Origin of the sequence: Streptomyces sp. NPDC051064 (assembly GCF_044455985.1) — a bacterium.
In the GTDB taxonomy this organism is placed as follows: domain Bacteria; phylum Actinomycetota; class Actinomycetes; order Streptomycetales; family Streptomycetaceae; genus Streptomyces.
The window spans coordinates 641,935-662,398 of sequence record NZ_JBITFK010000005.1; the positions used below are offsets into that span (position 1 = coordinate 641,935).

At 70.9% G+C, this 20,464-nt stretch carries 22 protein-coding genes; 7 read left to right on the forward strand and 15 right to left on the reverse strand.

What is annotated here, in order from left to right:
- Nucleotides 1-7: 7 nt before the first annotated feature.
- The 4 genes from ACIBCU_RS21070 (at nt 8) to ACIBCU_RS21085 (ending at nt 2,111) form a co-directional block, all read left to right on the forward strand.
- Nucleotides 8-94 carry a putative leader peptide gene (locus tag ACIBCU_RS21070; RefSeq protein ID WP_311605579.1) on the forward strand — a complete coding sequence of 29 codons (87 nt, stop codon included), beginning with the start codon at nt 8-10 and terminating at the stop codon, nt 92-94.
- Nucleotides 95-165: 71 nt separating this feature from the next.
- On the forward strand, nt 166-777 hold the full coding sequence (locus tag ACIBCU_RS21075; protein ID WP_362930083.1) for a cysteine dioxygenase: 612 nt from the start codon (nt 166-168) through the stop codon (nt 775-777).
- Nucleotides 768-1,181 carry a rhodanese-like domain-containing protein gene (locus ACIBCU_RS21080; RefSeq protein WP_399233072.1) on the forward strand — a complete coding sequence of 138 codons (414 nt, stop codon included), beginning with the start codon at nt 768-770 and terminating at the stop codon, nt 1,179-1,181. The genes ACIBCU_RS21075 and ACIBCU_RS21080 overlap by 10 nt, the downstream gene beginning before the upstream one ends.
- Nucleotides 1,182-1,460: 279 nt before the next feature.
- Entirely contained in the window at nt 1,461-2,111 is a 651-nt protein-coding gene (locus tag ACIBCU_RS21085) for a hypothetical protein (protein ID WP_399233021.1), read from the forward strand.
- 166 nt (nt 2,112-2,277) lie between these two features.
- On the opposite strand, the gene recX is transcribed toward ACIBCU_RS21085, so the two are convergent.
- From recX to ACIBCU_RS21105, 4 genes are all read right to left on the reverse strand, one after another.
- The gene (gene recX / locus ACIBCU_RS21090; protein ID WP_362930089.1) at nt 2,278-2,958 is read right to left on the reverse strand and encodes a recombination regulator RecX; all 681 of its coding nucleotides are present in this window, start codon (nt 2,956-2,958) and stop codon (nt 2,278-2,280) included.
- A 3-nt stretch (nt 2,959-2,961) separates the two neighbouring features.
- Nucleotides 2,962-4,092: a recombinase RecA gene (recA, locus tag ACIBCU_RS21095; RefSeq protein WP_362930091.1), complete on the reverse strand. Its 1,131-nt coding sequence runs from the start codon at nt 4,090-4,092 to the stop codon at nt 2,962-2,964.
- A 313-nt stretch (nt 4,093-4,405) separates the two neighbouring features.
- The gene (locus ACIBCU_RS21100; protein WP_362930137.1) at nt 4,406-5,551 is read right to left on the reverse strand and encodes an AI-2E family transporter; all 1,146 of its coding nucleotides are present in this window, start codon (nt 5,549-5,551) and stop codon (nt 4,406-4,408) included.
- Nucleotides 5,552-5,738: 187 nt separating this feature from the next.
- Nucleotides 5,739-5,933 carry a DUF3046 domain-containing protein gene (locus tag ACIBCU_RS21105; RefSeq protein ID WP_362930093.1) on the reverse strand — a complete coding sequence of 65 codons (195 nt, stop codon included), beginning with the start codon at nt 5,931-5,933 and terminating at the stop codon, nt 5,739-5,741.
- A gap of 80 nt (nt 5,934-6,013) precedes the next feature.
- Here ACIBCU_RS21105 and ACIBCU_RS21110 point away from each other — a divergent pair, with 80 nt between their 5' ends.
- Nucleotides 6,014-6,928: a hypothetical protein gene (locus ACIBCU_RS21110; protein ID WP_399233024.1), complete on the forward strand. Its 915-nt coding sequence runs from the start codon at nt 6,014-6,016 to the stop codon at nt 6,926-6,928.
- Nucleotides 6,929-6,938: 10 nt separating this feature from the next.
- Here the strand turns inward: ACIBCU_RS21110 and ACIBCU_RS21115 are convergent, their stop codons facing one another.
- From ACIBCU_RS21115 to ACIBCU_RS21125, 3 genes are read right to left on the reverse strand one after another with little or no spacing between them, the layout of a single operon-like run.
- Nucleotides 6,939-7,244 (reverse strand): AzlD domain-containing protein, encoded by a 306-nt coding sequence (locus ACIBCU_RS21115; RefSeq protein WP_399233026.1) that lies wholly within the window; start codon nt 7,242-7,244, stop codon nt 6,939-6,941.
- On the reverse strand, nt 7,241-8,020 hold the full coding sequence (locus tag ACIBCU_RS21120) for an AzlC family ABC transporter permease (RefSeq protein ID WP_362930099.1): 780 nt from the start codon (nt 8,018-8,020) through the stop codon (nt 7,241-7,243). The genes ACIBCU_RS21115 and ACIBCU_RS21120 overlap by 4 nt, the downstream gene beginning before the upstream one ends.
- 10 nt (nt 8,021-8,030) lie before the next feature.
- Nucleotides 8,031-8,894 carry an AraC family transcriptional regulator gene (locus tag ACIBCU_RS21125; RefSeq protein ID WP_362930101.1) on the reverse strand — a complete coding sequence of 288 codons (864 nt, stop codon included), beginning with the start codon at nt 8,892-8,894 and terminating at the stop codon, nt 8,031-8,033.
- A 101-nt stretch (nt 8,895-8,995) separates the two neighbouring features.
- On the opposite strand from ACIBCU_RS21125, the gene ACIBCU_RS21130 reads away from it, so the two are divergent.
- Both ACIBCU_RS21130 and ACIBCU_RS21135 read left to right on the forward strand, forming a co-directional pair.
- Nucleotides 8,996-13,711, forward strand: coding sequence for a DEAD/DEAH box helicase (locus ACIBCU_RS21130; RefSeq protein WP_399233029.1), 4,716 nt, complete (start codon nt 8,996-8,998; stop codon nt 13,709-13,711).
- Nucleotides 13,712-13,769: 58 nt separating this feature from the next.
- Entirely contained in the window at nt 13,770-14,576 is an 807-nt protein-coding gene (locus ACIBCU_RS21135) for an Fpg/Nei family DNA glycosylase (protein WP_399233031.1), read from the forward strand.
- A 96-nt stretch (nt 14,577-14,672) separates the two neighbouring features.
- On the opposite strand, the gene ACIBCU_RS21140 is transcribed toward ACIBCU_RS21135, so the two are convergent.
- From ACIBCU_RS21140 to ACIBCU_RS21175, 8 genes are all read right to left on the reverse strand, one after another.
- Entirely contained in the window at nt 14,673-14,891 is a 219-nt protein-coding gene (locus tag ACIBCU_RS21140; protein WP_362930107.1) for a hypothetical protein, read from the reverse strand.
- A 267-nt stretch (nt 14,892-15,158) separates the two neighbouring features.
- On the reverse strand, nt 15,159-15,350 hold the full coding sequence (locus ACIBCU_RS21145; RefSeq protein WP_104789534.1) for a CsbD family protein: 192 nt from the start codon (nt 15,348-15,350) through the stop codon (nt 15,159-15,161).
- A 25-nt stretch (nt 15,351-15,375) separates the two neighbouring features.
- The gene (locus tag ACIBCU_RS21150) at nt 15,376-15,846 is read right to left on the reverse strand and encodes a DNA starvation/stationary phase protection protein (protein ID WP_362930109.1); all 471 of its coding nucleotides are present in this window, start codon (nt 15,844-15,846) and stop codon (nt 15,376-15,378) included.
- A gap of 246 nt (nt 15,847-16,092) precedes the next feature.
- A complete protein-coding gene (locus ACIBCU_RS21155; protein WP_014153702.1) occupies nt 16,093-16,476 on the reverse strand; it encodes a helix-turn-helix domain-containing protein in 384 nt (127 codons plus the stop codon).
- 109 nt (nt 16,477-16,585) lie between these two features.
- A complete protein-coding gene (locus ACIBCU_RS21160) occupies nt 16,586-17,098 on the reverse strand; it encodes a CinA family protein (RefSeq protein WP_399233035.1) in 513 nt (170 codons plus the stop codon).
- Nucleotides 17,095-17,937 carry a CDP-diacylglycerol--glycerol-3-phosphate 3-phosphatidyltransferase gene (gene pgsA, locus ACIBCU_RS21165; protein WP_362930113.1) on the reverse strand — a complete coding sequence of 281 codons (843 nt, stop codon included), beginning with the start codon at nt 17,935-17,937 and terminating at the stop codon, nt 17,095-17,097. The genes ACIBCU_RS21160 and pgsA overlap by 4 nt, the downstream gene beginning before the upstream one ends.
- Entirely contained in the window at nt 17,934-19,412 is a 1,479-nt protein-coding gene (rimO, locus tag ACIBCU_RS21170) for a 30S ribosomal protein S12 methylthiotransferase RimO (protein WP_362930115.1), read from the reverse strand. Before rimO ends, pgsA begins: the two co-directional genes overlap by 4 nt.
- A 154-nt stretch (nt 19,413-19,566) precedes the next feature.
- The gene (locus ACIBCU_RS21175; protein WP_399233037.1) at nt 19,567-20,367 is read right to left on the reverse strand and encodes a helix-turn-helix domain-containing protein; all 801 of its coding nucleotides are present in this window, start codon (nt 20,365-20,367) and stop codon (nt 19,567-19,569) included.
- Nucleotides 20,368-20,464: the final 97 nt, after the last annotated feature.

Genomic DNA, 20,464 nt, shown 5'->3' on the forward strand with positions numbered 1-20,464 from the left:
CCAGATCATGACCGACACCGATGTGCGCCTGTGGCGGAGGGTCCATATGGACCTCGTCCGCTATGCGGGCTGCGTGTGTCGCCCGTCCTGCTGAATCGCCTTTCCCCGCACGCCGTGCTGTGTCGCGCGGCTGTGCTTCCACGCGAACTTCTCAGGACGGTCCCTGTGTCTGCACCCTTTCCCACGCTGCCCACACCCGCGTCCGAGTCCGCCGTCGGAGCGGGCCCGTCGGCCCCCGCTGCCGACGACGCGAGCGTGCCCGCCGTCGCCGGTACGGGCTCCCCGGCCCCGACCGCCGCGGAACTGCTCGGCTTCGTCCGCCGGACCGCGGAGGACTCCGCGCTCGTCGCCTCGCTCCCGCTCGATCCCGAGGGCCGCACCTGGCTCCGGCTCGAGGGTCCCGGCGGCAGCGAGGCGTGGCTGATCAGCTGGCCGCCCGGTACGGGCACGGGCTGGCACGACCACGCCGAGTCGACGGGGGCCTTCACCGTCGCAGCGGGCGCCCTCCGGGAACACTCGCTGGCCGCGCGGCTGCCCACGGACGGCTGGAAGACCCTCGAACTGAGCGAGGGCATCGACCGGGACCGGCTCCTGCCGACCGGGCAGGGCAGGGCCTTCGGCCGCCACCACGTCCACGAGGTACTCAACGAGTCCGACGACGAGCACGCCGTATCGGTGCACGCGTACTACCCGCCCCTGCCGCAGATCCGCCGCTACAGCCGCACGGGAGCGGTGCTGCGCCTGGAGCAGACCGAACGCCCGGAGGACTGGCAGTGAGCGACGCGGACCAGCTCCACCCGAGACCGGTGGGCATCGATGAACTGCTCGACCGGGTACGGGCAGGCTACGAGCGGGTCGGACCCGTGGAGGCCGCAGCCGAGGCTGACGAAGGCGCGCTGCTGGTCGACATCCGTTACGCGGCGCTACGCGAGAAGGACGGCCTGATCCCCGGGGCTCTGGTCGTCGAGCGCAACGAGCTGGAGTGGCGGCTCGATCCGCAGGGAAGCCACCGCGTCCCGCAGGCGGTGAGCCATGATCTGCGGGTCGTGGTGATCTGCAACGAGGGTTACGCGTCGAGTCTCGCGGTCGCCTCCCTGCGACAGCTGGGACTGCACCGGGCCACGGACCTGACCGGCGGCTTCCAGGCGTGGCGCGCGGCCGGGCTCCCGGTCGCTCCCTGAGGAAGAGCACCTGACGCGCCTGGCCTCGTGCACCGGCGGCCGCCACACCGTGCCGGCGGCCCTGTCGCTTCCGATGACCTTCCGATGACCTTTGCGATGACCGGTGATCGATGACGGATGGCCGGATGACCGGTGGCACAGTCACCGGTCATCCGGCCGCTCACTGGACCGAACGACGCTCCGACCCACCCGAACGCTGCTCCCCGGTGGAGCAATCGCCGCGCGCGACGGACATTCGCCTCATCACTGAGGACCGGAATGTACGGAGATGTCGCGCCGATGGAAACCGCTCAGCTCACCCCGGACCAGCTCGACGCACAGGCCTCCCGGCTCCATGGCACCGACGCGTGGCAGCGCATCGTCACAGACTGGGAGCAGACCGCCCGAGAGCCCGCACCCCCGACCGCACCCCCGGCGTCCGTATCGGACGACGAGACGCGGCCCGCACCCACGCCTGCGGACTGGCGGGACCTGCTGTCCGTGCCTGTCGACCGGCTCGTCGAGGAATCCCTGCGGGCCCTGCCTCCGCGACCGCCGCGCGAGCGCCGGCTTCCCGGGCGCCTCGGCGCTGTACTGCCCGAGCGTCTGCACACGTGGCGCCGCATCGGACAGCCTGATGTGCGCCCGTCCACCCATCTGGGCTACGCCCGGCAGATCCTCACCGAGTGGGGGTGGCAGAACACCCCCTACCGCCTGCGCAACACCCGTGGCGCGCGTTGTCTCTGCGGGGCCATGCTGACGGCTCACCGGCTCGGCTACGGGTCGCTCGACACCGTCGACCGTGCCGGTGCGTGGATGATCACCGAGCTGCGCTCGCAGGGCTGGTCCGGCCTGATCGGTCCCTGGAACCGGCACCCCGGCCGCACCGCCGCCGACGCACTGGCCCTGATCGACGCCACAATCCGCCGTGCGTCCCTTGCAGGACACTGATCACCGGACTTCCGCCCGCCCCCTTCCGGCACCGAGCGCGGTCTGCGGCGGTGGCCCCCTCCGCCACCGTCGCCGACCGCCTCCGTGACTTGCGCGTTCATCCCCCGATTCCCCCGCGCCGGCCTGGCTTCGTGCTCCCCCGCTTCTCCCGCCCCCGTTCCACCGGTCAGAAGGGCTCGTCCAGCCCTTCCATGTCCTCCCCCTCCGCCTCGATCGCCTGACGCACCACGCGCAGGGCCATGCCCTCGCCGTACCCCTTGCGCGCGAGCATGCCCGCGAGCCGACGCAGACGCTTGTCGCGGTCCAGCCCCCTGGTGGAGCGGAGCTTGCGCGCGACGAGCTCCCTGGCGGTCTCCTCCTCCTGCTCGGGGTCGAGCTGCCCGACCGCCTCGTCGATCACTGTCGGGTCCACCCCCTTGGTGCGCAGCTCCCGCACGAGGGCACGCCGGGCCAGCCCTCGCCCGTGGTGCCGGGACTCGACCCACGCGTCCGCGAACGCGGCGTCGTCGATCAGTCCCACGTCCTCGAACCGCGAGAGCACTTCCTCAGCCGCCTCGTCGGGAATCTCCCGCTTTCGAAGCGCGTCAGCCAGCTGCTTACGGGTGCGCGGGGTCCCGGTCAGCAGCCTGAGACAGATGTTGCGCGCCTGCTCGACCGGGTCTCGCGGTTCCCCCTTCTCGGCCCTCGACGAGGAAGGGGAACCGCTGCTTCTGGAGCGGGAGCGACGGCCGGCCCCCTCACCGAACCCGGCCCCCCGGCCGGGCTCCGGGGGACCCCCGGACGGCTCTGCGGCGTACTCGGGGCCGGGGCCCGCGTCGGTACCCGGCCACTCCGTGCGGCGCGTCACGGTCTAGCTCTTGGCCGCCGCGGCCTTGGCGGGCTTGGCCTTGGCCGCGGGAGCCGGTACCGACTTGGCGGCCCCGTCGGCCGGGGCACCCGTGGTGACCGCGCCATCGGCTGCGGGCTCCGCCGCGGCATCCTCCGGACGGACACCGACGCCGAGCTTGTCGAGGATCTTCTTCTCGATCTCGTTGGCCAGGTCGGGGTTGTCCTTGAGGAAGTTGCGGGAGTTCTCCTTGCCCTGGCCGAGCTGGTCGCCCTCGTACGTGTACCAGGCGCCGGCCTTGCGGACGAAGCCGTGCTCCACGCCCATGTCGATCAGACCGCCCTCACGGCTGATGCCCTGGCCGTAGAGGATGTCGAATTCGGCCTGCTTGAACGGCGGCGCCACCTTGTTCTTGACGACCTTGACGCGCGTGCGGTTGCCCACGGCGTCGGTGCCGTCCTTCAGGGTCTCGATCCGGCGGATGTCCAGACGCACCGAGGCGTAGAACTTCAGCGCCCGGCCACCGGTCGTGGTCTCCGGCGAGCCGAACATCACGCCGATCTTCTCGCGCAGCTGGTTGATGAAGATCGCGGTGGTCTTGGACTGGTTGAGCGCGCTGGTGATCTTCCGGAGCGCCTGGCTCATCAGGCGGGCCTGCAGACCCACGTGCGAGTCGCCCATCTCTCCCTCGATCTCCGCTCGCGGCACCAGGGCCGCGACGGAGTCGATGACGATCAGGTCGAGCGCGCCCGAGCGGACGAGCATGTCCACGATCTCCAGCGCCTGCTCGCCGTTGTCCGGCTGCGAGAGGATGAGATTGTCGATGTCGACGCCGAGCTTCTTCGCGTACTCCGGGTCCAGAGCGTGCTCCGCGTCGATGAACGCCACCGAGCCGCCGAGCTTCTGCGCGTTCGCCACGGCGTGCAGCGTCAGCGTCGTCTTGCCGGAGGACTCCGGTCCGTACACCTCCACCACGCGGCCGCGCGGCAGCCCGCCGACGCCGAGCGCGACGTCGAGCGCGGTGGACCCGGTGGGGATCACCTCGATCGGCTCGTTCGGCCGCTCACCGAGGCGCATCACCGCGCCCTTGCCGAATTGCCGTTCAATCTGTGCGAGTGCGGCGTCCAGCGCCTTCTCGCGGTCGGTTCCTGCCATGGGTTCCACCCGATTTGCTTGAGTCGATCGCTTCACGTCACAGACGCTAACCCCTGCCACTGACAATGGGCCTCGACGTCCTCCCGGCCTGTGGACAACTCCACGGTCGGGCCCGGCAAAACCCGGCCGGAATCCAATGAGAATGGATGTTCGATTTCAGTGTCAAGCGCACCACGCCGGACCGATACGGACGAGGGTAGCCGCTTATAGCAGTCAGCATCGATCAAGTCAATGAACTGCGACGGGCCTCACATCGGATTCGGGCGATGCCTCGTGGAGGCCCAGGCCCAGACCCCGGACCTGCCGACCGGTGTCACGGATTGCCGTCGGCCGGGCCTCCGGCGTGCCCGCCACCCCCCATGGCACGGCGGATCCTCGACAGCACCGGCTCGCCACGGCGCCAGCGGTGTCCGCCCTGCACCCGTGGGTCGTCCATCACGTCGTAGCGCTTCACATACGCGCCCAGGAACGCCTGGAGCGTGGCGACGGCCGGAATGGCGATCAACGCTCCGACGGCTCCCATCAGCGCGGTGCCCGCGACCACCGAGCCGAAGGCGACCGCGGGGTGGATGTCGACCGTCTTGGACGTGAGCTTCGGCTGCAGCACGTAGTTCTCGAACTGCTGGTAGACCACGACGAAACCGAGCACCCACAGCGCGTACCAGGGATTGACCGTGAAGGCGATCAGCATGGGCAGCGCGCCGGCCAGATACGTACCGATCGTGGGGATGAACTGCGAGACGAGGCCGACCCAGACCGCGAGCGCCGGCGCGTAGGGCACTCCGAGGACCACCAGCAGGACGTAGTGCGCCGCGCCGGAGATCAGCGCCATCAGTCCGCGCGAATAGATGTAGCCGCCGGTCTTGTCGACCGCGATCTCCCAGGCGCGCAGCACCTCTGTCTGCCGGGAGGGCGGCAGTACGGAGCAGAGCGCGCGCCGCAGCCGGGGACCGTCGGCCGCGAAGTAGAACGAGAACAGGAAGATCATCAGCAGCCGGAACAGCCCGCCGAGGACGGTGGTCGAGACGTCGAGCACGCCGGTAGCGCTGTTCTGCACGTACTTCTGGAGCCAGTCGGAGTGCAGCAGGCTGTCCTGCACCTCGACCCGGGAGAGCTCCGTGTGGAAGGTCTGGTTGACCCAGTTGATCACCGAGTCGAGGTACTTGGGGAACTCCTCGACCATGTCGACGATCTGGCCGGCGAGCATCGAGCCGAGCAGGACGATGAAGCCGATCCCGGCGATCAGCACGGCGAGGAAGACCAGGAAGGTGGCGAGTCCCCGGCGCATCCCGTGCCCGGCCATGCGGCTGACGGCCGGCTCGATCGCCAGCGCCAGGAAGAAGGCGATGAGGATGTTGGTCAGCAGCCCGATGAGCTGGTAGAAGGCCCAGCTGCTCAGTTGGAAGCACCCGTAGAGCGCCAGTGCCATGACCATCGCGCGCGGCAGCCAGCCGGGCATGCGGACGGGGCCGGTGCCGGGCGGCGGACTCGGTGGTGCGGGCGGCGAGGCGGGCGGCTGGGTCTGGGCTGTCTCGTCTGTCGGGGCCACGCGACAAGTCTCGCTCACCGCAGTGACAGCCGGTCCCCCGGCCCGGCAGGGACCGATGCGGCTGACGCGGCCGTGCCGGTGGGCATGGCCGCGTCGCTCAGCGCTTGTCCGGGGGCACTCCGACCGCCGAGCAGACCCCGCGCCAGACGTCTTTGGCCTCCCATCCCGCGGCCAGGGCCTGGTGCACCGTGCGGCCGCCGAGCTCCGCCATGACGTGATCGCGCGCGAAGGAGTCGGCGTAGGCCTCGCCGAAGTGATCCGCCATCCGTTCCCAGAAAATCGTCAACCGCATGCCCTCAGTATCCCGCTCCTGAGAGTGCAGCCGGGCCGGAGGGCCCTGCCGGCGACGTTTTCCCCTCTACGGTCGGTTCCATGGCTGGAACCGGAGCAAATCCCCTCGCCCGCGCCGAGCAGTTCATCTGGCTCACCGCACGCGTCCTCGAACAGCGGCGGTTCGCCCATCTCTTCCTGGGAGGGAGCGCGGACACCGTCGAAACCGCGCTCGACGCCTATCGGAACGAGGACGGCGGCTACGGTCACGCGCTCGAACCCGATCTTCGCGGGCCGGTGAGTCAGCCGCTCCACACCGCTCATGCGCTGAGCGTCCTCGACTCCATCGGCCGCTGCGGTGGGATGCGCGTGGAACGGATCTGCCGTTATCTGACGGACGTGTCGACCAAGGAAGGGGCTCTGCCGGCGCTCCATCCCTCCCAGCGTGGCTACCCTGCGGCGCCCTTCGTCCCCGTCGTCGACGACCCGCCCGCCGAACTGCTGGCGACGGGCCCGGTGGTCGGGCTGCTGCACCGCAATCAGGTGTGGCACGCCTGGCTGTTCCGGGCCACCGACTTCTGCTGGGCCGCTGTCGACGCCCTGGAGCAGTCCCATCCGTACGAGATCGAGGCCGCCGTAGCCTTCCTGGACGGCGTTCCCGACCGTGCGCGTGCCGAATCGGCAGCCGACCGGCTGGGGCAACTGGTGCGTGAGCAGCGGCTGGTGGTGCTCGATCCCCGGCGCCGTGCGGAGTACCAGGTGGCTCCTGGCTACGCCCCGGGGGAACACCACTTCCCTTACGACTACGCCCGCACACCCGGGTCGCTCGCCCGTCGCTGGTTCAGCGAGGGAGAGCTGGGAAGCGCTCTGGATCATCTCGCGGCCGAACAGGAGGAGGACGGCGGCTGGCCGGTCAACTGGCGCCAGTGGGCCCCGGGGACGGCTCTGGAGGGCCGTCCGATCGTGACGATCAAGGCGCTGCAGACCCTCCGGGCATACGGCCGCGGTCCGCGCTGACCTGCCCGCCTCAGAACAGGGCGCGCGCGGCAGCGGTGACCACGACGGCGGTGCCGACGACGACGAGGAAGGGCGCCCGCAGGACGAGGGCGAGCGCCGCAGCGGCGAGCCCAGCCGCTCTGGCGTCCAGCACCAGCTGCTGTCCCTCGGCGAAGGTCTGCTGAGCGGTGAGGGCCGCGAGCAGCGCCACCGGCATGAGTGCTGCCAGCCGCTGCACGAGGGGGCGTTCCAGGACTCCGGCGGGGACCAGGAGCCCCAGGAGCTTCGCGAGATAGCAGCCGACGGCGGTGAGCCCGATGGCGATCCAGATGTTCATCGGCCCTCCCCGGGCGCCGTGCCTTCGGTGGCGGTCCGGTCCGAGCCGTTCTTGCCTCGGCCGTTCAGGAACAGGACGACCGGAGCGGCCAGCGCGGACACCAGTACGGGCGCGCCCGCCGGCAGCACCGGCAGGAGGCCCAGCACCAGCAGGACCGCCAGTCCCGCTGTGACGCGCTCCGTGGTGCTCTTCAGCATCGGCGCGAGCAGCGCGAGGAACACGGCGGGGCCCGCCGCGTCCAGTCCCCAGGCGGCGGTGTCGCCGAGCGCCTTCGCCCCGAGCGCGCCTCCCAGCGTGGTCAGGTTCCACAGGACGTAGAGGGTGAGCCCGGTGACGGTGAAGCCGATACGCGCGGCACGCCTGGTGGGCTGGGGCAGCGTGACTGCGGTCGTCTCGTCGATGACCCAGTGGGCGGCGAGGGGGCGCAGGAAGCGCGGCACGGCGAGCAACTGCGACAGCCGTAGCCCGTAGAAGGCGTTGCGGATGCCCAGGAAGAACGCTCCTGCCGCGGCGGTGTAGGGGTTGCCTCCGGCCGCGATGGCGCCCACGAGGGCGAACTGGGAGGCGCCCGTGAAGACGAGGAGACTCAACGCGCAGGTCTGGAGAAGGCTCAGTCCGGAGCCTGCCGAGGTCACGCCGAAGGCGAACCCGGAGAGGCCCACGGCTATGCCCACGCCGAGCGCGTCCCGGACGACGGCTCCGTCCGGCTTCTCTGTATCCGCGCCCTGGGCGGCGAGTGCGCCGGAGCTCTGAGGGGGTGCTGTCTGTTCTGCCACGCCCGGAACGCTACGGGGCGGGATCCCCGCCGGTCTTGTACGTTCTTGCACGCTCGCGCTGGTAGGCGCCCGGGGGCACCCCGACGATCCGGGTGAAGTGACGGTTGAGATGGGGCTGGTCGGTGAAGCCGACGGCGGCGGCGGCCTCGGCGGGCGCGGTCCCGGCGTCGAGCATGCGTCTCGCACGCCGCACCCGGGCGTCGGTGAGCCAGGTGTGCGGAGGCATTCCGTACTGCTTCTTGAAGGCCCGCAGCAGCGCGAACGGGCTGGTGCCCAGCTCGGCCGCGAGCGCTTCCAGGGTGGGCGGCCGCTCCATCCGTTCCTCCAGTGCGGTCCGCGCGCGGACCGCGTCCCGGGCACCGGCGAAGTGCGGGGTCCTGGCCGGCAGCACGCTGCCGTGGCGGTCGAGCATCCGGGCTACCAGGACGCGCAGGACGCTGTCGGCGGCCAGGGCGTTACCCTCCTCGGCGGCCCGGTGGACCTCGGTGATCAGACGGGCGGCATGCGGGTCCCGCACGCCGGTCTCCGCGAAGCCGACGGTGCCGCGCAGGTTCGTCAGGTCGGCCGCGATGTCGTTGATCACCTGGGCGGAGGGGTAGAGCGTGGCGTACACCCATCCTTCGGGCACTCCGGCGCGGGCGGTGTGCGGCACCTCCGGGTTGATCATGACCACGGTGCCGGGTCCCGCGTGCACGGTGCCGTCAGGGAGGCCGACGTCCTCGATACCGCTGGTGATCGTCCCGAAGACGTAGCCCTCGTGGCTGTGGCGCGGAAAGGTGTGGCGGACGTAGCGGGCACGCAGCAGATCGAGGTCGGGCAGCTCCGCGTACTGCCAGTACCTCGCCCATTCCCGTGTCGTGTCCACCTCCGCCATGCTCGAATTCTCGCAGGTCCGGGCCGGTGGCCGAAGCCCCGGAAGGTGGGCGGCGGCACGTCCACCGGCCGTTGTCGGTGGCGGGGTGCACGATGGGGGGCATGGCCGGTTCCGCACTCGATTCGTTCTCACCCGCGACCCGCAGCTGGTTCGCCGCCGCCTTCGACGCGCCCACCCCCGCGCAGGAGGGTGCCTGGCGGGCCATCGGCGAGGGTTCGGATGTGCTGGTCGTCGCACCGACCGGATCGGGTAAGACGCTCGCCGCCTTTCTCGCCTCCCTGGACCGGCTGGCGGCCCTTCCGCCTCCCGCCGAGGCGAAGAAGCGCTGCCGGGTGCTGTACGTGTCACCGATGAAGGCGCTCGCCGTGGACGTGGAGCGGAATCTGCGTTCACCCCTGACCGGAATCCGCCAGGAGTCGGTACGTCTGGGTCTGCCCGAGCCGGAGGTGCGGGTGGGGATCCGTTCAGGCGACACCTCTCCGGCCGAGCGCCGTTCGATGGCGACGAGGCCCCCGGACATCCTGATCACCACTCCCGAGTCCCTGTTCCTGATGCTCACGTCCTCGGCCCGGGATGCGCTCGCCGGGGTCGAGACGGTGATCGTGGACGAGGTGCATGCCGTCGCGGGCACGAAGCGCGGCGCCCATCTCGCCGTGTCCCTGGAGCGTCTGGACGAGCTGCTGCCGCGGCCCGCGCGGCGTATCGGACTGTCGGCGACGGTCCGCCCGGTCGACGAGGTCGCGCGGTTCCTCTCCCCGCAACGGAGTGTGGAGATCGTCCAGCCCCCGTCCACCAAGGAGTTCGACCTCTCCGTCGTGGTTCCGGTGGAGGATCTCGGCGAGCTGGGCGGCTCCCCCGCCACGGGTGACGAGGGCGGCCAGGCGGAGAAGCCTTCGATCTGGCCCCATGTCGAGGAGCGCATCGCCGACCTCGTGCAGTCGCACCGCTCCACGATCGTCTTCGCCAACTCCCGGCGGCTGGCGGAGCGCCTGTGCAACCGGCTGAACGAGATCGCCCACGAGCGGGCGACAGCCGCCGCGTCGGAGGAGGAGCCCGGGGCGGGCGGGCCCCTGCCCGAAGCTCACTCCCCCGCCGAGATCATGGCCCAGTCCGGGGCGGCGAAAGGGGCACCGGCCGTCCTTGCCAGAGCGCACCACGGCTCGGTGTCCAAGGAGCAGCGCTCCCAGGTCGAGGAGGACCTGAAGGCCGGCCGGCTGCCGGCCGTGGTCGCCACCTCCAGCCTGGAGCTGGGGATCGACATGGGCGCGGTCGACCTGGTGATCCAGGTCGAGTCGCCGCCCTCCGTGGCCTCGGGACTGCAGCGGGTGGGCCGCGCCGGGCACCAGGTCGGCGCGGTGTCCACCGGGGTGGTCTTCCCCAAGTACCGCGGCGACCTGGTGCAGGCGGCCGTCGTCACCGAGCGGATGCGCCAGGGCGCCATCGAGGCTCTTCGGATCCCGTCCAACCCCCTGGACGTGCTCGCCCAGCAGATCGTCGCCACGGTCGCGCTCGACAGCTGGCAGGCCGACGATCTGCTCGCCCTCGCCCGCCGGGCGGCCCCCTTCGCCTCGCTGCCCGAATCCGCGTTCACCGCCGTGCTCGACATGCTCGCCGGGCGTTATCCGTCCGACGCCTTCGCGGAGCTGCGGCCCCGTGTGGTGTGGGACCGCGTCACCGGTACGGTCACGGGCCGCCCCGGCGCCCAGCGGCTCGCCGTCACCTCGGGCGGCACCATTCCCGACCGCGGGCTCTTCGGTGTCTTCCTCGTCGGCGCCGACCCGAAGAAGGGCGGCGGACGCGTCGGCGAGCTGGACGAGGAGATGGTCTACGAGTCCCGGGTCGGCGACGTCTTCACCCTGGGCACCACATCCTGGCGGATCGAGGACATCACCAGGGACAGGGTCCTCGTCTCGCCCGCCCCCGGAGTCCCTGGCCGGCTGCCGTTCTGGAAGGGCGACCAGCTGGGCCGCCCGCTGGAGCTGGGCCGTGCCCTGGGTGCGTTCCTCCGGGAGATCGGCGGGCTGTCCGCCGAGGACGCCAGGCTCCGGCTGGTCACCGCCGGGCTCGATGCCTGGGCCGCGGACAACATCCTGTCGTACCTCGACGAGCAGCGCCGGGCCTGCGGGCATGTCCCCGACGACCGGACGGTGCTGGTCGAGAGGTTCCGGGACGAGCTGGGCGACTGGCGGATCGTGGTGCACTCGCCGTTCGGCGCCCAGGTCCACGCCCCGTGGGCGCTCGCCCTGTCCGCCCGGCTCGGTGAGCGGTACGGCATGGACGCACAGGTCATGCACGCGGACGACGGCATCGTGCTGCGGCTGCCCGACGCCGACCTGATGGGGCTCGACCTCCTCGACTTCGATCCGGTCCAGGCCGATGCGAGCGGTGAGGCCGCGGGCGATGCGGGGCGCGGCGCTGGCGGCCCAGGTTTTCCCGCCGCCGGATTCGACAGCGAGCAGCCTCCCGTCGGGGCCACCGACGTGGTGTTCGACAAGGGCGAGATCAGCCAGGTCGTGACCGAACAGGTCGGCGGATCCGCCCTGTTCGCCTCCCGGTTCCGCGAATGCGCCGCGCGTGCCCTGCTGTTGCCCCGGCGCAGCCCCGGCAAGCGCACCCCCCTGTGGCAGCAGCGACAGCGCGCGTCCCAGCTGCTCCAGGTGGCCTCCGAGTTCGGCTCGTTCCCGATCGTCCTCGAAGCCGTCCGCGAATGCCTTCAGGACGTCTTCGACGTCCCCGGTCTCACCGAGCTGATGGGCGACCTGGAGGCGCGCCGCATCCGTCTGGTCGAGGTGACCACCCCCGAGCCGTCGCCGTTCGCCCGCTCCCTCCTCTTCGGCTATGTCGCGCAGTTCCTTTACGAGGGCGACTCGCCCCTCGCCGAGCGGCGGGCGGCGGCCCTCTCGCTCGACTCCCGTCTCCTGGCCGAGTTGCTGGGCCAGGCGGAGCTGCGGGAGCTGCTCGACGCCGATGTCCTCGGCGAACTGGAGCGGGAGCTCCAGTGGCTGACCGACGACAGGAAGATCAAGGACGTCGAGGGGGTCGCCGACCTGCTGCGCGTGCTCGGCCCCCTCACCGACGCCGAACTGGCCGAGCGCGGCGCGGAGCCCGCATGGGCCCCGGAGCTGGCGACATCCCGGCGCGCCATCCAGGTCCGCATCGGTGGAACCTCCCACTGGGCGGCTGTCGAGGACGCGGGCCGGCTGCGCGACGCACTCGGCACCGCACTCCCGGTAGGAGTCCCCGAGGCGTTCACCGAGCCGGTCAAGGACCCGCTCGGCGACCTCCTCGCCCGGTTCGCCCGTACGCACGGCCCGTTCACCACCACGCAGGCGGCGAGCCGTTTCGGCCTCGGCAGCGCCGTGACCGACGGGGCGCTGCAGCGGCTCGCCGCGTCGAGCCGCGTCGTCCAGGGCGAGTTCCACCCCGCGGGCATCGGCCAGGAGTGGTGCGACGCCACGGTCCTGCGGCGGCTGCGCCGCCGTTCGCTCGCCGCGCTCCGCCAGGAGCTGGAGCCTGTGCCACCCGCCGCGCTGGCCGGCTTCCTCCCCCAGTGGCAGCACCTCGGCGACAACAGCCTGCGGGGGATCGACGGACTGGCCCGTGCCATCGAGCAGTTGCAGGGCGCCCCGGTCCCGGCGTCCGCCCTGGAGAAGCTGATCCTGCCGAGCCGCGTGGCGGGATACACACCCGCGATGCTCGACGAGCTCACGACCACGGGCGAGGTCGTCTGGGCAGGCGCGGGCGCTCTCCCCGGAAAGGACGGCTGGCTCTCCGTCTACCTGGCCGACAGTGCTCCGCTGCTCCTCCCACCGCCCCTTCCGCTGGAGGAGACCGCGTTGCACGAGTCGGTTCTCACCGTGCTCTCCGGCGGGTTCGGTCTCTTCTTCCGGCAGATCGCCGATCAGGTCCGGGCCACCACCCACCCGGACTGCACCGATCCTCAGCTGGCCGACGCGCTCTGGGACCTGGTCTGGTCAGGCCGTCTCACCAACGACACGCTCGCGCCCCTGCGTTCGCTCCTCGGCTCAGGGCGCACGGCGGGCTCCACCGCGCACCGCGCGCGGCGCAATGTGCCACGCGGCCGTTACGGGTCGCTGACCGCGGCAGCCCGTCCCGCGTCCCGCACCGGCCCGCCGACCGTGTCGGGACGCTGGTCGCTGCTGCCCCCGGCCGAGCCCGAGCCGACGCATCGCGCGCACGCCCTTGCCCGGACACTCCTCGACCGCCACGGCGTGGTGACCCGCGGCGCGGTGCAGGCCGAGGGCGTCGAGGGCGGGTTCTCGGCGATCTACCGCATCCTTGCCGCGTTCGAGGACAGCGGTCAGGCCCGCCGTGGTTACGTCGTCGAGGGGCTGGGGGCCGCCCAGTTCGCCATGGACGGCGCCGTGGACCGGCTCAGGGCAGCCTCCACCGCACGCGACCGTGCGGACCCGGGCTCGGCTCCCCGCGCCCTGGTCCTCGCGGCGGCCGATCCGGCCAACGCGTACGGTGCCGCCCTGCCCTGGCCCGAGTCACCGGACGGCGCGGGACACAAGCCCGGCCGCAAGGCGGGGTCGCTGGTGGTCCTCGTGGACGGCGAGCTGACGCTCTACATGGAGCGCGGTGGCAAGTCCCTCCTCGCGTGGCCCACCGATCCGGAGGACCCGGCGCTCCGGGCCGCGGCGGAGGCGCTCGCGTCGGCCGCCCGCTCGGGGACGCTCGGCACGGTCACGGTGGAGCGCACCAACGGCGTCTCCTCCCTCACCTCCCCGCTCGGCCGAACCCTGGAGGCCGCCGGCTTCCTCGCCACGCCACGAGGTCTGCGGCTGCGCGCCTGAGGACGCTTTCGGCGCGGCCGAGGAACCACGCGCGGCCCGGTCCGCGCATCATGGACACATGCCCGAAGGTGACACCGTCCTGCAGACCGCCCGGCGTCTCGACGCGGCACTCGCCGGCCAGGTCCTGACGGTCTCCGACCTGCGGGTCCCCCGGTTCGCCACAGCAGAACTGACCGGCCGGACCGTCCTGGACGTCACGGCGCGCGGCAAGCATCTGCTCACCCGGTTCCAGGGCGGTCTCACCCTCCACAGCCACCTGCGTATGGAGGGTTCCTGGCGCGTGTACGACCCCGGCGAGCCCTGGCGAGGCGGCCCCGCCCACCAGATCCGCGCCGTGCTCGCCACCGCGGAGCACACCGCCGTCGGTTACCGCCTGCCCGTCCTCGAACTGCTCCGCACCGAGGACGAAGCGCAGGCGGTGGGCCATCTGGGGCCCGATCTGCTGGGACCGGACTGGGACCCGGACACCGCACTGCGCAATCTGCTCACCGACCCCGGGCGCCGGATCGGGGACGCGCTTCTGGACCAGCGCAACCTGGCCGGCATCGGCAATGTCTACATGTGTGAGCTCTGCTTCATGGCCCGCGCGACGCCGTGGCTCCCGGTGGGCGAGCTGCCCCTGCCCGTCGCCACCCGTCTGGTCAGCACGGCCAGGCAGATCCTGGAGGCCAATCGCGACCGGCCTGTGCGGACCACGACCGGAGCGACGGCGGCCATGTCCCGCAGCCGTACACGGGAGCGTCTTTTCGTCTACGCACGGGCCGGCCGGCCCTGTCTGCGCTGCCGTACGCCCATCCGCGTCGCGGACCGCGACAACCGCCCCACGTACTGGTGTCCGCACTGCCAGTCCGGGCCCACCGGCTGAGATCCGCGCCCCGTCCGCGGCCCCGGCACGCGCTGAGAGTCAGGTGCCGCCCCAGGCAATGTCTGCGTGACGGGACGAACGCTGCCTCCTGAGGAATTAGGAGGGTATGTCCGTCCGGCCCACCGCAGGCTCATCGGCAGCCTCCTCCGGCCGCCTCGAGGACGCCACATGAACAGGCAGGAGACTCAGCCCCCACCCACCGGCCGCCACCGCACCCTCGACCACTCCGGCGTGCTGCGGCTCCAGAAGCAGCCGCAGCACCGCCCACCACCACACGCCACCGAGGACGAGCACCGGCACCCATCGCCGCACCATGGCTGCCTCCTCCGGCCGACGCTAGTACGGCACGATCTCCTGACGGGAGGGCGCATCGGTGCACTACCGGCGTGCACGGCGCGAGCGGAACGACAGCGCGCGCTCTCTCCTCGGGCCGCTGACGGGAGAGGTGTGTCCCGGCCCTCCCCCGCAGTTTCCCCTGGGTCGGCGCCGACTGCATCCCGCGGCCCCGGGCACGCCGGCACCCCGGACATGCCGGTGCCCCCGGGATCGGAATCCGCGGGGGCACACCGGTGGGCGCTGCTCCTACCGGTCGTCGTCGGTGAGGGAATCCTTCACGCCCTTGGCACGGTCACCCGTGGCGCCCAGGGCACCCTCCGCCTTGGCCTTGGCCTGGTCGGACTTGCCTTCGGCTTCCTTGCGACGGTCTCCGGTGACCTTGCCGGTCGCTTCCTTGGCCTTGCCCTTGAGCTTGTCCATGGCCTTCTTGTCCGTCACGGCGATTCCTTCCTCGATTTCGGGTTCAGGCACTCTCCGCCTGGAACATCCAGGCGTGCTTCTCGAGATCCGCTGTGAGCGTGATCAGGATGTCCTGGCTGACGGGGTCCGGTTCGTCGGTCGCCTCGATCCGCTCACGCATGCGGTCGATGACCACGCGGAGAGCGTCGACGAGCACACGCACCGCGTCGACGTCCTTGATCCAGCCCTCGGGCACGGAATCGATTGCAGTGGTCTTCGCGAGCGTCCGGGACCGGCCGTCCGGGTTGACGCCGACCGCGGAGGCCCGCTCCGCGACCGTGTCCGAGTGCTGCCGCGCGGTGTCGACGACCTCGTCGAGCTGCAGGTGCACGGAGCGGAAGCGTGGGCCGACAACGTTCCAGTGGACCTGCTTGGCCACCAGGGAGAGGTCGACCAGGTCGACCAGCGCGCCTTGCAGTGCGTCCCCCACGACCTTACGGTCACCTTCGGACAGGGCGCTCTTCACGACAGACATGCCTTCTCCGTTCAGATAGCTGTTCGACCTATCTTTTGTCCACAATGTCACATATGGGTCGAATTGGGCATCCGGGTGGTTGCTCTCCGGATCCACGGATCCGGAGATCCTGATCCGGGAAAATCACCCTTCGGCCTCACTCCGCGCCTGCCCCGCGAGCGCTCCCGCACACACCGGGTACGCGAAAGCCCCGGCCGCCCCCTGGAGGGGGGCGGCCGGGGCTTTCGTTCACCACGAACCGTGCGGTCAGGCGGCGACGACATCCACCGCTTCCGCGGGCGCCTTGATGGTCACCCGTCCCGTCGGTACGCCGGCGACCGACGCAACAGAGACGGAATTGAGCATCGGGCGTACTGGCACAGGCACCGCATCACTGGCTGCTGCCGACTCGGCCAGCTCAGCCAGGGACAGTTCATCGCTCACTTCACGCATGAGCTCGGACATCCGTACGTCCAGCGCGTCGCAAATGGCGGAGAGCAGTTCGGAGGATGCCTCCTTCTGCCCCCGCTCCACCTCGGAGAGATAGCCGAGCGAGACTCGGGCGGACGAGGAGACTTCGCGCAGAGTACGGCCTTGGCGCTGGCGCTGCCGACGCAGCACGTCACCAAGCAGGCGACGGAGCAGAATCATCGGTGGCTCCCTCCTCGGACCGCGTAGCCGCATCCTTCACGCCCCACCGTACCGCCTTGCGCTGCGGCCGTGCGGGGAGCGATGTCGTGTTCACTCAGGGCTGCAAACATCAATTCCCCCCGTTCTGTTCCGTATCCTGTGCCCTCGCATTTTCGCCGAGTTCGCCGGAGAGCAGTTCGAGCAGGCTCCGTACACTCTCCTTACGGATGTCCGCCCTCCCGCCGTTCAACCTCAGCTCGGCGACTTTCTGTACGCCGCCCGGCCCGGAAACGGCTATGAAGACTGTTCCGACAGGTTTGCCGTCCTGCGGCTCGGGACCGGCGACGCCGGTGGTCGAGACGCCCCAGTCCGCGCCGAGGGCCCGGCGCACGCCGGCGGCCATCGCCTGGGCGACCTCGGGGTCCACAGCGCCGCGCTCGGCCAGGAGCGCGCCGTCGACGCCCAGCAGATCACGCTTCAGAGGCGTGGCGTACGCCGTCACGGACCCGCGGAAGCTATGCGAGGCTCCGGGTACGGAAGTGAGCTCGGCGGCCACCAGACCGCCGGTGAGGGACTCGGCGACCCCGAGCGTCTCACCGCGCTCCTGAAGCTGCCGCAGCACCTGGGCCGCCGCGGAGCTCACCGCTCCGCCTCCGCGGCGCGGTGGCTGCCTGCCACGCGCTCCCCGGCCGGCTCCCTGACGGACTCCGCCGTCGGCTCCCTGACGGGCTCCGCCGCAGCGTCCGCCGACCCACCGACGCCGTCGGTCGGGATCCGCGCTCCGGCGGGAGCCCCCATGTCCGCTGCCGCCGCAACCGCTTCCATGGCTGCGGCCCGCTCGGCGGCGAGCCCGCGGCGGCGCAGCACGACGGCCTGGCGCACGTAATCGAGGCCGGTGAGGACCGTCAGGACGACGGCCACCATCATCACCCAGAAGCGCAGGGTCGCCAGGGGGCCCGTCAGCGCCAGGACGTACATCCCCACAGCGATGCCCTGGGCAAGGGTCTTCACCTTCCCGCCGCGGCTGGCGGGGATCACCGAGTGCCGGATGACCCAGAAGCGCATGAGCGTGATGCCGAGCTCACGGAAGAGGATCACGCCCGTGATCCACCAGGGCAGATCCCCGAGTGAGGACAGACAGATCAGTGCCGCGCCCATGATCGCCTTGTCCGCGATCGGGTCGGCGATCTTGCCGAAATCGGTGACCAGGTTGTACGCGCGTGCCAGATGGCCGTCGAAGACATCGGTGATCATGGCGACCGCGAAGGCCGCCCAGGCGAAGGACCGCCAGACCGGGTCGTAGCCACCGTCGTGCAGAAGCAGCATGACGAAGCCCGGGACGAGCAGCAGCCGCACCATCGTGAGGATGTTGGCGATGTTCCACAGGCCCGCCTGATGGACGGCCCCCGCGCCCAGCTTGCCGCCGCGGGGCGCCGGCGTCGCGCCGGAGCCGCCTGCCGCGGATGCCGGGGCTCCCGTCATCTGGCCGCCTCCGCAAGCTCGTGGTGTTCGGCCACGAGGTCCACTCCCTCGGTGCCCACTGCCTTCGCTTCGACCATACGGCCCGGCACGAGCCCTTCGCGTGCGGTGAAGACGACCTGGCCGTCCGTTTCCGGTGCCTGGTGGGCGGCTCGGCCCACCGCCACGGGCCCGTCCTCGTCGGACTCCACGGACTCGACGAGGACCTGGAGGGTTTCGCCGACCCGCTCCTCGGCCCGCTGCGAGGTCAGCTCCTCGGCGAGCTGCGAGATGTGCGCGAGGCGCTCAGCGATGACGTCGGCGTCCAGCTTGTCCTCGTAACCGACCGCCTCGGTGCCCTCCTCGTCGGAGTAGCCGAAGACCCCGATGGCGTCCAGGCGTGCGCCGGTGAGGAAGCGTTCCAGCTCGGCGAGGTCGGCCTCCGTCTCACCGGGGAATCCCACGATGAAGTTCGACCGCGCACCGGCCAGCGGCGCCTTCGACCGAATGGTGTCCAGGAGTTCGAGGAAGCGGTCCGTGTCGCCGAAGCGCCGCATCGCGCGCAGGACCCCAGGTGCGGAGTGCTGGAACGAGAGGTCGAAGTAGGGCGCGACCTTGGGCGTCGAGGTGAGTACGTCGATCAGCCCCGGCCGCATCTCGGCGGGCTGCAGATAGCTGACGCGGATGCGCTCGATCCCGTCGACGTCGGCGAGCTCGGGGAGCAGGGTCTCCAGCAGCCTGATGTCCCCGAGGTCCTTGCCGTACGAGGTGTTGTTCTCGGAGACGAGCATGACCTCCTTGACGCCCTGCTCGGCGAGCCAGCGGGTCTCTCCGAGGACGTCGGAGGGGCGCCGGGAGATGAACGAGCCGCGGAAGGAGGGGATGGCGCAGAACGAGCAGCGCCGGTCACATCCTGAGGCCAGCTTCACCGAGGCTACCGGGCTGGTCCCGAGCCTCCGGCGCAGCGGTGCCCGCGGCCCGGAGACGGGCGCGACACCTTCCGGGAGGTCCGCGGGGGCCGGTGCGATCTCCTGGGCGTGCCCGGGAAGCGCGACGGCGGCGTCCTGACGCTCGGCCGGGCTGATCGGCAGCAGCTTGCGCCGGTCACGCGGGGTGTGGGAGGCGTGGATGCCACCGTTGAGGATGGTCTGCAGGCGGTCGGAGATGTCGGCGTAGTCGTCGAATCCGAGGACTCCGTCCGCTTCCGGGAGCGCCTCGGCGAGATCCTTGCCGTAGCGCTCGGCCATGCAGCCGACAGCCACGACGGCCTGGGTTCTGCCGTGATCCTTCAGATCGTTGGCTTCGAGCAAGGCATCGACGGAGTCCTTCTTGGCGGCCTCCACGAACCCACAGGTGTTGACGACGGCGACATCCGCGTCCGTGGCGTTCTCGACGAGCTCCCAGCCGTCCGCTGCCAAGCGGCCTGCGAGCTCCTCCGAGTCCACCTCGTTACGGGCGCAGCCAAGAGTGACAAGGGCGACGGTACGGCGTTCGGGCATGGGCTCAAGACTACTTTGTCCCGGCACTCACCCTGCCGTGCAGGGTTCACCGCTACGGGGAGTGACCGAACAGCCGGTAAAGACGAGGGAAAACACGACGGTGAGCGCCGGCACCTGCCGGGCGCTCACCGTCGGGAAGACACGTGTGGAGAGGTCAGCCGACCTCGGGGTCACCCTTGGTGTACGAAAGCCGTTCGACCTGGCCCGATTCGAACTGGTCGTCGACCTTCTTGCCGTTCACGAAGAGATCGATCGCTCCGGCGTCTCCGAGAACGAGGTCGACCCGCTCCTTGTCCTGGAAGGTCTTGGTGTCGCCCTGGGCCAGCAGACCGTCGAAGAGCAGCCGCCCGTTGTGATCCTTGGCGGAGATCCAGCTCTTGCCCTCGGTGGCGCTCAGCCTGACGGTCACCTTGTCCCGCGGAGCTGCGGCGATGGCGCTTTCGGAGGGGACGGGCTTGGGGTCGGCGGGCTTGGTCGCGGTGGGCTTGGGAGTGGTCTTGTCCGGAGTCGAGCCTTCGGCCACCTGTGCCGAGCCCGAACCCTCGTCCTCGCCGCTGAAGAGCGTGAAGCCGACGAAGCCGACCACGGCGACGATCGCGGCGACCATGGCCGCGGTCCAGTTGGGCCGACGGGGTTCGGAGCGGATCCGCTCCGCCTCGAACAGCGGTGCCGCGGGCGTGGGCGCGGGGCGGCCGCCGTGCTCGGCGTCGAACTCCGCGATCAGCGGATCGGGGTCGATCCGGACGGCACGGGCGAGCATGCGGATATGGCCGCGGGCGTACACGTCGCCGCCGCAGCGGGAGAAGTCGTCCTCCTCGATCGCGTGCACGATGGGGATGCGCACCCGGGTGGAGCTGCTGACTTCCTCGACCGTCAGACCTGCGGCGATACGAGCCTGCTGAAGCACGCGACCGATCGAAGGGCGGTCGTCTTCGGGGGAGTTGCCGATGGACACGGGGGCGCCTTTCGAGCGTGAGCCACCTGCTGGATGTTCAGTCTAGGGGTGGTACGAAAGGGTGGGGCAACCGGGAGCGACGACTTTGTACGCCATC